Annotated in this window: 8 protein-coding genes; 1 reads left to right on the top strand and 7 read right to left on the bottom strand. The window is 36.1% G+C overall.

Annotated features, from left to right (window positions below):
- Positions 1-127 precede the first annotated feature (127 nt).
- The 3 genes from BUE22_RS13795 to BUE22_RS13785 all read right to left on the bottom strand — a co-directional run bounded on the left by BUE22_RS13795 (position 128) and on the right by BUE22_RS13785 (position 5,362).
- A complete protein-coding gene (locus BUE22_RS13795) occupies positions 128-1,807 on the bottom strand; it encodes a glycoside hydrolase family protein (RefSeq protein WP_073396678.1) in 1,680 nt (559 codons plus the stop codon).
- 195 nt (positions 1,808-2,002) lie between these two features.
- Positions 2,003-4,189 carry an alpha-L-rhamnosidase-related protein gene (locus tag BUE22_RS13790; protein WP_073395530.1) on the bottom strand — a complete coding sequence of 729 codons (2,187 nt, stop codon included), beginning with the start codon at positions 4,187-4,189 and terminating at the stop codon, positions 2,003-2,005.
- Between the two features lie 354 nt (positions 4,190-4,543).
- Positions 4,544-5,362 (bottom strand): AraC family transcriptional regulator, encoded by an 819-nt coding sequence (locus BUE22_RS13785; RefSeq protein WP_073395529.1) that lies wholly within the window; start codon positions 5,360-5,362, stop codon positions 4,544-4,546.
- Between the two features lie 99 nt (positions 5,363-5,461).
- Between BUE22_RS13785 and BUE22_RS13780 the strand changes: the two genes are divergently transcribed.
- Entirely contained in the window at positions 5,462-6,676 is a 1,215-nt protein-coding gene (locus tag BUE22_RS13780) for an MFS transporter (protein WP_073395528.1), read from the top strand.
- Between the two features lie 237 nt (positions 6,677-6,913).
- Here BUE22_RS13780 and BUE22_RS13775 read toward each other — a convergent pair whose 3' ends face one another.
- The 4 genes from BUE22_RS13775 to BUE22_RS13760 all read right to left on the bottom strand — a co-directional run.
- Positions 6,914-8,494 carry a sodium:solute symporter gene (locus tag BUE22_RS13775; RefSeq protein WP_073395527.1) on the bottom strand — a complete coding sequence of 527 codons (1,581 nt, stop codon included), beginning with the start codon at positions 8,492-8,494 and terminating at the stop codon, positions 6,914-6,916.
- Positions 8,491-9,555 (bottom strand): Gfo/Idh/MocA family protein, encoded by a 1,065-nt coding sequence (locus BUE22_RS13770; protein WP_073395526.1) that lies wholly within the window; start codon positions 9,553-9,555, stop codon positions 8,491-8,493. The genes BUE22_RS13775 and BUE22_RS13770 overlap by 4 nt, the downstream gene beginning before the upstream one ends.
- Before the next feature lie 147 nt (positions 9,556-9,702).
- Positions 9,703-12,204, bottom strand: a complete 2,502-nt coding sequence (locus tag BUE22_RS13765) for an L-rhamnose mutarotase (RefSeq protein WP_073395525.1) — start codon at positions 12,202-12,204, stop codon at positions 9,703-9,705.
- A gap of 620 nt (positions 12,205-12,824) precedes the next feature.
- Positions 12,825-14,549 (bottom strand): bifunctional rhamnulose-1-phosphate aldolase/short-chain dehydrogenase (locus BUE22_RS13760; RefSeq protein ID WP_073395524.1); only part of this gene is annotated, 1,725 nt, incomplete at its 5' end.

The following is a 14,549-nucleotide window of genomic DNA, read 5'->3' as shown; positions in this document are numbered from 1 at the left end:
ATTAAACAGATTTACACTGATTCTATTTTTGTTTCACGCAGATTTAAAATGATTTCGGCAGATTAACACATATTTTTAAATAAAATAATCTGCGTAAATCCGTTTAATCCGTACAATCTGTGGGCTATTATTTCAACTCTTTCAATCGAGATTCCATTACTTCTTTGTTTAATTTTACTTTTACCATTCCCATTGGGTGAAATCTCTTTTTTAGATCTATCGCGGCGTAAACAATTGTATAAACGTCATTTCCTTCGGGGATTAGGCAAAGTGGTGTTCTCATGATATCCCACCATTTATCGACTTTTGTTTCTATGGGAAGATATCTTGCTTCACCCCAGTTTTTTCCATCTTTGGATAATGAATACGCCATCATATTTGGTAAATGATGCCCCCAGCCGTCCGGGCCTCCATCAAAAACAGCGATATACAAACCGTTTGGCAACTGACTCACAATTGGATTTTCTACAAAAAACGGATGTATTGTTTTGATTGGATTGCTGCCGTCTTTTATTCTTGACCACGGACCTTCTAAACTTTTGGATTCGGCTAAAGCCACAAACCAGCCTTTTCCGGTTTTCTTCGGATAATCGGCCCATGAATTAAAAGGATATGCTCCGCTGTAAAATCCAAAATATTTGTCTCCTACTTTATATGGAAAAAAAGAAGCTACGCCTTGACGTCCTTCCCAAGGTTCAGAATCTAAACCTGGTTCCATGATGATTCCCATATCTTTGTACGGGCCGCCAATTCCGTCAATTCCATCAATAGTTGATTCACAACGCCAGATTCTTCCGAAAGAGTGATTCGGTTCTATGGTTTTACTAACTGTGTAAGCTAAATAATAGCCGTACCATTTGTTTACCTTTTCGTTAAAAACCGGCATATACGACCAAATTGCGGCACGGCGATCATTCATTGGGTTATCATCTTCGGTTATGGCGTAAGTTCCGCTTGCCTGGTAAATCGTTGATTCTCTTTTCCAGTGAATGGCGTCTTTACTTGTCCAGTGACCAATTCGGGTTTTTACACGATCGTAATAATAATCAACTCCTATTTCTCCGGCTCTTTCTGTTGGAAACATGTGATACGTATCGCCAACTTTTACTACGCGCCCGCCTTCAAAACCTCCCTGAATTCCTTCTGTTCCAGACATTCCTTCATCTACAACAGCTTTGTTTTCTCCGCCTATAATTTCGAAAAGTGGTTTTTCATCTGAAAATCCTTCAACTATAAAAGTTGGATTCCAAAGTTTTCCGTCTGGAAGTTCAGCATTTCTAAAGCTTAATTTTTGAGTATCTTTTATAACTCCTAAGATTGCAAATAATCCATTTCCGGGGTTTATTGTTTGTTTTCCTTTTGGGAATGAAAGCGCATATACATTCACCGACGGTAATCCTGTAATGGTCAATCCGTTTTTTAAAACCAATTTTGCATTTTCAAGTTTATTTGACTGAAGATATTCTGAATTGTTTTCCTGAAAAATACCAACTATAACCTTCACCGGTTCTTTAAACCTTAACTGCAAAGGAGTATTTGTACCGCTTTTATATTTTTCCAAAGGAAGTTGAATCCCTTGTAAACCCTGTAAATCTGGTGCTAAACGAACAATATTATTTTTGCTTCCTGAAAAAACATGAGCATATTGTGTTGTTTTGAATGTTTTGTAATTTGATTTTACAATTTCAAAAGAAGATGGTGTCCAGCCTGAATTTTGTGCCAAAGCTGAAAATTGAAAGCATACTGAAAACATCAGTAGAAAAACTGTTTTTACTTTTAAATTGTATTTTGTATTTTTTGAAAACATTGTTTTTTTTATTTTTTTGCTTTTTGTCATTTCGAAGGGAGAAATCACACTAGAAATTCCGCAATAATAGTCGACAATCTTTGTGGTTACGCGTGTGATTCCTCCTTTCAGTCGGAATGACAAACTAGACGTTCCAAACTAAGGACTAACAACTAATCACTAAGGACTAAGGACTAGGCACTAATTACTAAGAACTTAAATCGCTTTATAACTCACTTTATATTCCACATTCGGCTGAACAATCAATTGATATTTATTTTTAGCCAATGTTGTAATTGTTCCTGAATTTGTCTTTGGTTTGCCTGAACTTTCAAAAATCAATTTCCCTTCGCCTTCCGCTGCTTTTACTTTGATTTCTTTGGTACTGCAATATAATGCTACTTCTCCGTTTGGAGTTGGTACTTTCCCTTCCATCCATTGTAAACCTCCTAAATTGGGTTTGATTTCATATTCGGCATAACCTGGAGCAGTTGGTTTTACGCCTAAATAATATTTTCCTAGTAGATAAATCGGACTAGAACCCCAAGCATGGCAAAGACTTTTCCCGTAAGGGCGTCCGTACATCGCTAAATGTTCTGTTCCTTTTTTATTTGGATTGTATTCTTCCCAGAAAGAAGTTGCGCCTTCTTTTAACATTCCGCCCCAATAATCTTTCATTTCTTTTAGAACATAATTTTGTTCGCCCATAGCACACAATGCTTCCAACTCGTAAAAACGCATGTAGGGTGTTGTGATTTTAAGAACATTATCATTCAGCAGCACCTTCTTTTTTATGCTTTGTTTTTGTTCTTCATTAAAATAATTGAAAAAAATACCGAACATATTAGCGTATCTGGTTACAATATTTTGCATTTTACCATCTATACGCTGATGCTTCATAACGTTTTCTTTCTTATCCCAAAACACATCAAATAATTTTGTTTTTAAATCATCAGCTAATTTTTGATATTGTTTTTGGTCTTCATTTTCGCCTGCAATTTTAGCGCTAACTGCCATGGCTTCTAAACTTCTCGCTAAAAGCATTTGCTCAAAACTAACCTCTCCTTTTTTTGGTAATCCGTCTGCCCAATCAATAAAAACCCAATCGCCTTCTAATGGTTCCAGGAATCCGTTTGTGTTTCTTCTTTTTAAGCAGAATTCCATAAGCGATTTCATTCGTGGATAAAAAGTCTTGATGAATTTAGTATCGCCAGTGTGTAAATAGTAATCGTAAACACCCACAAACCAATAAAGTGAATAATCCATTATGATATTTATATGAGCCGTAACAGGTTCTTTACCACGCAGTGCCAACAGCGTTCTTTCTACCGAAGCCGAATCAAAGAATAAATAATAATTCATTAAATAACTTTGATAAGCGTCGCCAGACCAAACCCAACGGTCGCGTTTAATCCCGTCTATAAAAAATTCGCGAGTTGTTAAATGCATCGTGTAAGCCGACACATCCCAAATTTTATTTAATTCTTGGTCTGAAGATTTGAATGCGCCACGATAGTCTAATGGCAAATATTCATAAAGCATCGAAATAGAATCATATTTTATCGTTGCATCTGCTTGTACCTGAACATAGCGAAATGCTTTAGACCCGTCATGTGTGTAGATTTTAGGCTGGTTTCCATCAAAAGATAAATGGTCTAGTGTTTCACATTTGGCAGAATCCAGTGCTTCTTCACGAGATTCACCATAATAAAGTGCTACTTTACCTTTTCCTTTTAAACCGTGAATTTTAATATAACCAAAAGTTTCTTTACCAAAATCTACCAACTCACCAGCTCCAATTTTTTCTGTTTTTTTTGCGCTTAAAGGTTTGGTTGTTAGTTTAAATCCGGAAGGTTTATTTTCTGGTGAATTAAAATTCCAGGAACCAACAGGCATCCATGGTGTACCTGATTGTTGTGCTTTTCCAGTTTCATCAATCCAAAGTTTATCTTCATTGGTCACTTTCCAGGATGCATCAGATTTAACATATTTACCATCAATATAAATAGCCGGCAGCACTTCCTGATTGTATACTTTAAATGAAATTTTGTGTTTCCCGGTAGGAATTTTTAATGATTTTGGCTGCCCGTAAACCTGAACGCCATCTAAAAGTAATTGAAAAGATCCTTCCGTGTAGATTTTTACCTCGTCTGGCTGTGGAATCTCTACTTCTGTTTGAAAAGTTACCAGAGCATAAGGACTGTAATATTGCCAAAGCGGTGGAAATACTGCTTCGCGTTCTGTACGTCTTACCTGCATTTTATTGCTTAACAAAACTTCAAAATCACCTGGATACCAGATCCATGTCGCTTCTTTTGTTTTTTCCTGAGCCAACAAAAAAGTCACAGGAAATAAAATAACACAAACAAACAAAAATCTAAATATGGAAAATCGGCTTTGCATTTATCTTTTTTTGGAGCTAAAGATAAGTGTTATTTCCACATTTGCCAACCTGTAGTGTCCTGTTATTTCATAACAAACAGTAATCTTTGATAATTTTTTAAGGGAAAAATTATCAGTTATCACTTTTTTAGTACTAAAAAAAACGATGTTGGAATTTTTTGGGACGCTGATGAAACGGATTTACTTCGTAAAGACGCTGATTTACACAGATTTTAATTATAGCAAACCTGCGAGCTTTGTCAAAGTTTTAACTTTTACAAAGCTATTAAGAGAACCGGAAGAAAAAATCCGTTTCAATCTGCGTCTTCGCGATGGCGAATCCGTTTTATCCGCGTTCTGATTTAGGATTCTGATTTAAGCCGATAATTTATCAGAATCGTTTTGATCTTCTAAAATGTAATTGGAAGGTGTTTTCCCTAAATGCTTTTTAAACATATAAATAAAAGCGCTTGTAGTTTCATAACCCAAATTGAAGGCTATTTCTTTTATGGATTGTTTTTCCCCTAAACGTTTTATGGCTTCTAATAATTTTAATCGGGTTCGCCAGTCACTAAAGTTCATTCCCAATTCTTTAATAAATAATCGGGATAAAGTTCTGGTGCTCATAAACGAGATTTCGGCATAATAATCAATCGTGTTTTTACTCGCTACATCGTTCAGTAAAAGCTCGACTACTTTTTGTAATCTTTCATGATTGGTTGTTGGCAAAAAAGTGGCACTTGGTTCAATTAATGCTAATTCATCCAGAAAAACATCGCTGATTCTTCTTTGCGAAGGGGTAAGATTTCCATTCGTTCCAAAAGAAATAATTTTAAAAATCAACTGTTTAAGGAACATCGGAATATCAAAGGAAAAACTGTTTATGGGTAAGCCTTTCATTGCCGACGGATCAATAAAAACGCTGTAATAATTAACGTCTTTTTGAAAGGTAACCTGATGTTCTACACCACCCGGCAGCCACAAGCCTTGCAACGGATTCACAACCCAGATATTATTGCCTACTACAACATTCATTACACCACGTGTAGCATAAATAAGCTGGCCTCTGGGATGTGAATGCGAGATACATATTTCATTGGTTACCATTTCACTATAGCCAATAACTGGCCTTGAAGAATCAATTTGGTATCCGTAATCCTGCGCTAATCGATATGTCCGAATTTGGTTATTCATTGTCCAAATATAGCAATTCTGACATTATTATTCTTTTAACCTTTGTAAAAAATAATACAGCTGTTGTTTTTAACTTATTTAAAAATCAAAAAATAACTCATGGACACTATTAAAGCAAATCCTGATATACTTAAAAAAACTACTTATTCGATCTTATTTATCATTAGTTTTTCTCACTTAATTAATGATCTTTTACAAGCTGTCGTTCCTTCTATTTATCCTCTTTTAAAGGAAAATTTTAATTTAAGTTTTTCTCAAATCGGAATTATCACTTTTACGTACCAAATTGTTGCCTCGATTTTACAGCCTTTTGTGGGAATGTATACTGATAAAAATTCAAAACCTTTTTCTTTAATAATAGGAATGTGTTTTACAATGGTTGGACTTTTTCTGGTTTCGATTGCTACAAACTTTACTTATTTGTTAATGTCTGTTAGTTTAATTGGTATTGGATCTTCGATTTTTCATCCGGAATCTTCGAGAGTTGCGCATTTGGCTTCGGGCGGAAAAAAAGGATTGGCGCAGTCTATTTTTCAATTGGGCGGAAATGCAGGAAGTGCTATCGGACCTTTGTTGGCGGCATTTATCGTTATTCCTCATGGACAATCTTACGTGGCTTGGTTTTGTATAATTGCCATTGTTGGAATTTTTGCCTTGTATAAAATTGCACTTTGGTACAGCGAACATTTGTCATTAAGAAATGCTAATAAATCATCTCATCAAATCGAAACACATCATTTATCGAAAAGAACTGTAACTACTTCACTGATCATTTTATTGGTTTTGATTTTCTCTAAATACTTCTATATGAGCAGTATTACAAGTTATTATACTTTCTTTCTTATTGATAAATTCCACATTAGTATTCAACAATCGCAGGTTTATTTATTTTTATTTTCGGGTGCTGTTGCCGCAGGAACTTTAATTGGGGGACCTATCGGTGATCGATTTGGAAGAAAATATGTGATTTGGGTTTCTATTCTTGGGGTTGCTCCTTTTACAATGTTATTGCCTTATGTATCTTTATTTTGGGTTGGAACTTTATCTGTAATCATTGGGTTAATTCTTTCTTCGGCATTCTCTGCCATTTTAGTTTATGCCACGGAATTAATGCCTGGAAAAGTTGGACTTGTTGCTGGACTTTTCTTCGGATTTGCTTTTGGAATGGGTGGTTTAGGTTCTGCCATTTTAGGAAAAATTGCCGATGCAACAAGTATTGAATATGTATTTAAGATTTGTGCATTTTTACCTTTAATTGGAATAATTACTGGATTTTTGCCTAATTTGGAGAAGAAAAAGAAAGTTGAGAATTAATTGTAAACACATAGAAACATAGTATCTGGATTGTCTGAAGAAGGTTTTTCATTTAAATAAAAAACACATAGCGTTCTGTTGAAATGCTATGTGTTTTTTTTATTTTAATATCTTTTTCAAAACATAGCCAGTGGTTTCAACCACTGGGCACAATATATATAACATTACGTTTATCATCATATTACGTTTCCCGTGGTTGAAACCACGGGCTATGTTTGAATGTTTTTATGTTTAAAATTAATTTCCATTAAAAATAAAATACAAAGCCAAAATTGTCAATCCCAATAAACCAAACAGAATCTTCACTTTCTTACTAGTTTTAGGAATATCACTTTCATCTGAAAAATTAATCTCAGGATGTTTATCTGCTAATGAAATAAAAATTGCCGATACTAATAATGTCGCAAAAATGTAAAATGAGATTAATAAAAAGTGTGGCCAAACTGGATATTTATCAGCAGGAAAAATCCATAAATATAAAACCCCAACAAATAAACTAAAGGCTGACCCCCAGGATAATGTCGCGTTTACGGCTTTCTTTGTTGTACGCTTCCAAAAAATGCTCAGCAAGAAAACAACAGACAATGAAGGCGCCAAAAATCCTAAAACGGCCTGAAAAATATTAAATAAATTTTGTCCTTTTATATTGTCAATCGCAACGGCAATCAAAATCGCGAACAAACATCCGGCTGCAATTGTGATGCGTCCAATTTTAATTTGTTCTTTGATAGTTGCCGTCGGATTTATTTTCTTCACATAAATATCATTGGTAAAAACGGTACTTAAGGCGTTTAATGAAGAACCAATTGTTCCTACCAAAACGGCAATCATGACACAAATAACCAAACCGTTCATTCCACTTGGGAATAAATTAGTCACCATTGTCATATATGCCAAATCAGAATTTTTGCCTAATTCAGGATATAAAACATAACACAGAATTCCCGGTAAAATAAACAAAGGCAACGCCAATACTTTTAGCCAGCCAATGAAATTTACGCCCAATTGTCCGTGCTCTAAATTCTTGGCTCCCAAAACACTCTGCACCATCGATTGATCGGTACAGAAAAAAGCAACCGCCGCAACCGGATATCCCAACAAAATAGCCGGCCACGGATAATGTACGTCGCTTGCGGGCTGTACTAAATTCCAAAAATTTGAAGGCGTTTTGGCAATTAAGGCGCTAATACCTCCTACTTTTTGCAATCCTAAATAGGACAATGTCAATGAAACGACAATTAATAAAAGCATCTGAAAAACATTCACTTTTGCAATGGCTTTCAAACCTCCTGCGAAGGTGAAAATTCCAGAAAAAATGACTAAAACGGTAACACTTTGCCACATCGGAATTCCGAGGATTTGGCGTACCAAAATTCCTCCGCTAAATAATCCTAACGATAACCAACTTACCAAGATTTTCACCAAAGCGTACCAGGCTAAAATATTTTGCGTGCTGTCGCCGTAACGTTTTCCCATATATTCCGGCATCGTGCTCACTTTGCTCGCAATATAACGCGGTGCAAAAACCATGGCCAAAAGCAGTAAGAAAACAAAAGCATACCACTCAAAATTTCCTGCTACAATTCCGGTTGCATAACCAATACTTGCAAAAGCCAATAAGGAGGACGGACCAACATTGGTACCCCACATATTAAACCCAATGCTGTACCATTTTAGCGAATTCCCGGCCAGAAAAAGTGTTTCATTTTTCTTGCTTTGTTTCACACTTACTACGTAACCAATAATTAATAAGGCTACTAAATAAACGGCAACAATGATAAAATCTAAGGTTGTTAACTTATCGTAGATACTGTTCATAGCTCATATTCTTTTAAAACATCAGCTATTTTAACTGGCATTCCGGTTTGTAACGATTTATCCATCGCCTGTAATAAAGCCACAGTACCGATACCTTCTTTCATGTCCGGATAGGCTGTGAAATTTTGTTCGATACTGTCTACAAAATATTCCAGATAATTTTGATATTCTCCCGCGTGGTGGCTTTGTCCTTCAAAACGGAAATAATGTTTTAAGGTCGCGTCGCCCCAACTTATTATTTTTTCTTCGCCCTCTTTTGTGGTAACGGCGTAACGCAATTCGTGATAATCCGCCTGACTTGCTCCTTCGGTTGCTCTTAGAATTGTACTCATTCCGCTATCACGTTGTGCCGGTTGTGTTGGTGATGTATACACACCACTTACTCTGGCAATTCTCCCGTCGGTTGCTTTGAAGATGAAGTGCATGGTATCTTCATTTTTTAATCCAGCGACACTTCCGTTACTGCTAATCATTCCGTAACCCATAACTTCTTCAATGTTAGGCAAATACCATCTGATGAAATCTACAGGATGACTTAAACCTCCGTAAAGCCATTTGAAAGATTGCAATAATGACCATTCTTTTTCTAAAAACCATCTGTGGTCTGCGTGATAATGCGCTTCGATTGTAATTAAATCACCTATTAATCCTGCTTCAAAATCATTTCTTTGTCTTTTTGCGGGCTCAAAAAATCTTGAACTCTGACCAATGAATACTTTCTTTCCCGTTTTCTCGCTCAATGCCAATAACGCTGCCGCATCTGCCAAATTATCAATAAAAGGTTTGGTACAAACGACATGTTTTCCGTGAAGCAAAGCTTGCTTCACATGATCGGCATGAAGATGATCCGGCGTGTAAATAGCAATGATATCGATTGTAGAATCATTCAATAAATCATCATAATTTGTTGTGTACGAATGAAAATCAAATTCTTTTGCTCTTTGTTTACACAAGTCTTCATTTCTGTCGCAAACTTTTACAAGCTCTAATTTTGAGCTTTTTAAAGCTGCCGACATTGTGCTTCGACCTTCTCCGAGTCCTAAAATGGCGATTTTTAACATTTTTGTTATTGGTTTAAATTATTTTCCGCCACGAATTCACGAATTTATTTTCCTTCAATTCTTCTTTTAATATTCCTATAATACAATTCGAATTAATAAAATCATTAGCTCAACGATTAGTAAAATTCGTGAATTCGTGGCCTTTTATTAGTTTACTTTATTTAGGAAAATCCAAGTTTCATCGGGTTTTGCTCCTTCGATTCCGGTTTGGTATTTTTTCATCAAGGCGTTCCAATCGTTTACACGCGGATTATTTTCTGTTGTTTTCGGATTCAGTTTATCCAGATTTTCTCCTTTCGGAATACTGATAATCAACATTAATTGTCTGTCATTTTTGAAAACCTGCAATTGCTGAAAATCGGCATTGCAGAAACCTTTTGCGATTTCAGGCCATTTTTCAAATTGAGTTGTATGATAATCTACATACTCTTTTTGTAGTTTTGGATCATCAACCAAATTGGCAGTTAAAACAATATTTTCCCATTCAGATGCTGTTTTAGAATCTTTACATCTTTCAAAATTCTGGAAATCATAAATTGGATTTTCGTAAATTTTTATTTGTGCCGATGGATAAACCAAAGCCAACTTCTTTTTCGTTCTTTCTGGCTGATTCATTTTTCCGTAAATAACTAAATGATTTTTCCATTGGTACAAAGATTCCCCAACAATTCTGAAACCTTTTATAGTTGATTTTACTTTTTCGATATCAAAATCAGAACCTATCATTTCGATTGCAACGGCTTTTGGTAATTCCTGTAAGCCCCATTTTTCATCAATAGCAACTTCTTTTGTTAAATTGATGTAAGGTGCTCTGATTCCAGCAGCCTCTTTAATTTTTGTGCTTACGTACGGATTATTATTCTCCCAGATATTGCCTTCCGGACCGTTGTTGTTTTTCAGGATTTTTTCGGTTGCAATCCAGTTATTTTTGATTGTAAAACCCTGACTTCCTTCATCTGTATACAAATACAACCATAAAAACGGATCGTGTGCGTATGGACTATTGTATACTTTATCAATATAATTTTCTTCTATTCGACTGTTTGGCTGTGACGAAAGTGTGTAAATTCCGGAAACATCATGCAAATGTTTGGCATAATGATGAATTTTATTTCCGATGATTTTGTTATTTTCCATCACATTTTTGGTGTGCGTCCAACCCCAGCCCATTGAAATTCCACTATAAGCAACATCCGAAATTTCGTTGTGTTCAATAGTTAGATTTTTTACAAAACCGGCTGCAATTCCTAAACATCCCCAATCTTCATTGGCAACATTTGTGATCAAATTATCTGTAATTAACTCATCCGAACAAATTTCTCTTTCATCTTTAATAACTAAAGGTAAATGTGCTTCGAAAGCTTCTTCAGAGAAAACGCCGACGTTTATAGCGTTTCCGCCAATATCTTTGAATAAATTTCCTTTGATGGTATTGTGATTTGTGCCTTTATTGAAATCTAATCCGGTTGAAGATAAATGTTCAAAACGACACGATTCGAATTGATTGTTATGCGCATAATTCACTTCAACAGCTGCTCTTGGTCTTCCAACCCAACCCTGATTTTCTAAATTTGCCTGATTTGGAGTTCCGGGAATTTTCAATTTATAAGCATCCAATAAATACATTCCGGCCTGCAACGGAACGTGACCTTGTTGCGAAGGACGAAGCCAGTTGCTGTATTGAAATGAGATTCCTTTAAAATTAAAATGATGTACGGGAGAATCGATTGTTCCTTTGATTTCAACTAAATTCTCTAAAACGGGAACGGTAACTTTTGCAGAAGTTAAATCTTCTCCTTCTCTTGGGATATAATAGATTTTGGCATTTTTTTTATCCAAATACCATTCTCCGGCTTCATTTAACATGGAGATTCCGTTGTTTAAGAAAAAGGCAGAATTCCCATTATTTTTTGAAATCCACGGAGCTGGCCACGGATGTTCGCTTTGAATTCGGCTTTCCGGTTGTTCAAACGAAAGTCTGGCGCTGTCTTTTTGAACTTCGATATTTTTGATACGAAGATTGGCTGTTGACCACCATTGAATGATAAACATTTCCATTCCGGATTCGTATTTTATGGATTTATCTTTGAATGGAATCCAACAAGTTTCTGTTGCGGCATCCCAGGAAAGAATTCTGTCCATTTGATTTCCGGAGGTACTTTTGGCTCTAACGGCTTTTTTTCCGTTTACCCAAAGTTGTCTGTAATTGATAATTTCGCCTGCTTTTTGAGGTGCATCGGCTACCCAGATATTTGCTTTTTTTACTCCGTTTATATTGGCACCTTTTTTCCAGTTTTTAATTTCAAATCCACCGCTGATTATGGGTCTTGCATTTGCATCGGCTTCAATTGTGGTTGGACTTTCAGCTGTTCCGGAATCTTCGGGTCTTACAAATAAGGGGGCGTTTAAATAATACGTTCCGTTTTGTACTATAATATGAATACCATCTTTTATGGAAGGATCTTTTAGGCGGCGCAATTCTCTGGCTTTTCTCATTGCCATATGCACGGTTGCCAAAGGATTTGCTTTGGTACCATCATTTGTATCTTTTCCGGTTGTTGAAACCCAAATCTCAGCAGCCGAAACTGAAGAAACAGAAAATGTCATTAAAAAAGCTAGAAATATTTTATGTAGGATCGTTAAACGCATTTTATCTTTTTGATTTTTATAATGCTTAAAAATAATTCAAACTATAAATTTTATGAATCAAAAACTTATAATCTCGACAATTTTAACATTTTTACCATTAATTGGCACCAATTTAAAGTAAGGCTAAAACATAAGTGTCCTGTACCTTCCTGCAAATTGTTAAAATAAGTGTGTTTTTTACACATTATACATTTTTACCGCAAAGAACGGAAAGATTTTTATCCAAGAATGCTTTTGAAAAGCACAAAGTTCGCAAAGCTAAATCAATACAAGCTTTGCGAACTTTCCTTTGTCATGAAAGCTAAGAGTAAAAAAAACTTTGCGCTCTTTGCGGTAAAATAAATAGATATAAAAAATAACGTCCGACAATGTCGGACGCTAGATCACAAAAAACCACTTTTGCTTAAACAAACTTAAAAAAAACTATTTTTAACTCATTGGGAGTAATGCTGAAAATTAATTAAACACATAGAAACATAGACTTTATACTTTCGAAAAAAGAAATCAAAAAGAAACTAGTTTCTCACACATAGCTATGTTTGTTAATGCAAGTGAAACGCCTTTATTCACTTTTATAAGCTATGTTTCTATGTGTTTAAAATCACACCCAAAGGTTTATTTTATCTATAAAAACCCATTGATACCCCGCCGTCTACATTTAGTGCGTTTCCTGTCGATTTACTCAACAATCCTCCTGTAAACGCAAAACACGCATTGGCAATATCATCAGGTAATATGATTTCGTTTAATAGTGTGCGTTTGGCATAGTAAGCCGGTAATTCTTCTACCGTAATACCATACGCTTTGGCTCGTCCTTCTGCCCAGCCTCCAGACCAAATATTGGAGTCTGAGATCACAGCATCAGGATTTACCGTATTAACACGGATTTTATCAGCACCAAGTTCTGCTGCCATAAGGCGCGTTAAGTGTGCCTGGGCTGCTTTTGCCGATCCATAACCCGGATTGTTTGGTCCTGCTACAACTGCATTCTTGGAAACAATGTTTACAATATCTCCGCCAAATCCTTGTTTACGCATTACTTCGATTCCGGCTTTTGAAACTATAAATTGTCCTTTTACCAAAATGTCATACAATCTGTCCCATTCTTCGAGCGTATGTTCAGCGATTGATTTTGAAATGCTGATTCCGGCATTGTTTACCACAATATCCACTCCTCCAAAAGCAAGGCAGGCTTCGTCTAAGGCTTTTTCTGTGCTGCTTTCGTTGGTTACATTCAAAAGCGTGCTTGAAACAGCATCTTTTCCGAATGCTTTGATGAAGTCTTTTGTTGCTTCGTCCAGTCTTTCTTCATTAATGTCGTTGATGATAACACAAGCACCTTCCTGAGCGAATTTCTTTGCAATAGCTTTTCCTATTCCTCCGGCAGAACCTGTGATAAGTGCAACCCTTCCAGAAAGTGCTTTTGGTTTTGGCATACGCTGTAATTTTGCTTCTTCCAATAACCAATATTCAATATCAAAAGCTTCCTGATGCGGAAGTGAAGTATATTCTGAAACCGCTTCTGCGCCTTTCATTACGTTCACCGCATTCACATAATATTCTGATGCCAAACGTGCCATTGTTTTATCTTTGGCAAAAGTGAACATTCCAACTCCGGGATATAAAATAACCACAGGGTTTGGGTCGCGCATCGCTGGCGAATTTGATTTTTTACATTTATTGTAATAATCCTTGTACATGGCTCTGTAAGCTTCAAAAGCAGGTTGTAGTTTTGCTTTGATAGCGTTTACATCTGATAAATCTTCGTTTGGATCGAGTTCCAAAACAAGCGGACTGATTTTGGTTCTTAAAAAGTGATCCGGACAAGAAGTTCCAAGCGGAGCCAATTTTTCCAAATCATTCGAATTGATGAATTCCAAAACTCGTGCATCATCCGTATAATGACCAATCATTTGACGTTCTGACGAGCAGAATCCTCTTAAAATTGGAGCTACTTTTGCCGCTTTTAGTTTTCTTGATGCTTCAACAAGACTTTCTATTTTTTGCCCTCCAAAAACAGGACGTTTTTTTCCGTAGTTATTTTCTAAATATGTCGCGCATTTTTCAATGACTTCAAGCGTGTTGATGTAACTTTCATACGCTGTGTCTCCCCAGGTGAAAAGTCCGTGGGAACCGAGCATGATTCCTCTTAATTTTTTTCCTTTTTTCTCCGCTTCTTCAAGGCAAGATCTTAGTTGTAATCCCAAATCAAAACCTGGGCGCTGCCAGCCTACCCAGCCAATTTCTCCGTCGAATAATTCTTCGGTGATTTTTGCGCCGTCTTTGGCCGCCGCGATGGCAATAGCTGCATCGGGATGCAAATGGTCGATATGTTTGAAGGGTAA

Origin of the sequence: Flavobacterium pectinovorum (assembly GCF_900142715.1) — a bacterium.
Classification (GTDB): Bacteria; Bacteroidota; Bacteroidia; order Flavobacteriales; family Flavobacteriaceae; genus Flavobacterium; species Flavobacterium pectinovorum.
This window is presented reverse-complemented; position numbering and strand designations above follow the sequence as displayed.

What these genes read in the sequence shown, in the direction of transcription:
- BUE22_RS13795 (WP_073396678.1), bottom strand. Translation starts at nt 1,807, where the DNA reads ATGTTTTCAAAAAATACAAAATACAATTTAAAAGTAAAAACAGTTTTT.
- BUE22_RS13790 (WP_073395530.1), bottom strand. Translation starts at nt 4,189, where the DNA reads ATGCAAAGCCGATTTTCCATATTTAGATTTTTGTTTGTTTGTGTTATT.
- BUE22_RS13785 (WP_073395529.1), bottom strand. Translation starts at nt 5,362, where the DNA reads ATGAATAACCAAATTCGGACATATCGATTAGCGCAGGATTACGGATAC.
- BUE22_RS13780 (WP_073395528.1), top strand. Translation starts at nt 5,462, where the DNA reads ATGGACACTATTAAAGCAAATCCTGATATACTTAAAAAAACTACTTAT.
- BUE22_RS13775 (WP_073395527.1), bottom strand. Translation starts at nt 8,494, where the DNA reads ATGAACAGTATCTACGATAAGTTAACAACCTTAGATTTTATCATTGTT.
- BUE22_RS13770 (WP_073395526.1), bottom strand. Translation starts at nt 9,555, where the DNA reads ATGTTAAAAATCGCCATTTTAGGACTCGGAGAAGGTCGAAGCACAATG.
- BUE22_RS13765 (WP_073395525.1), bottom strand. Translation starts at nt 12,204, where the DNA reads ATGCGTTTAACGATCCTACATAAAATATTTCTAGCTTTTTTAATGACA.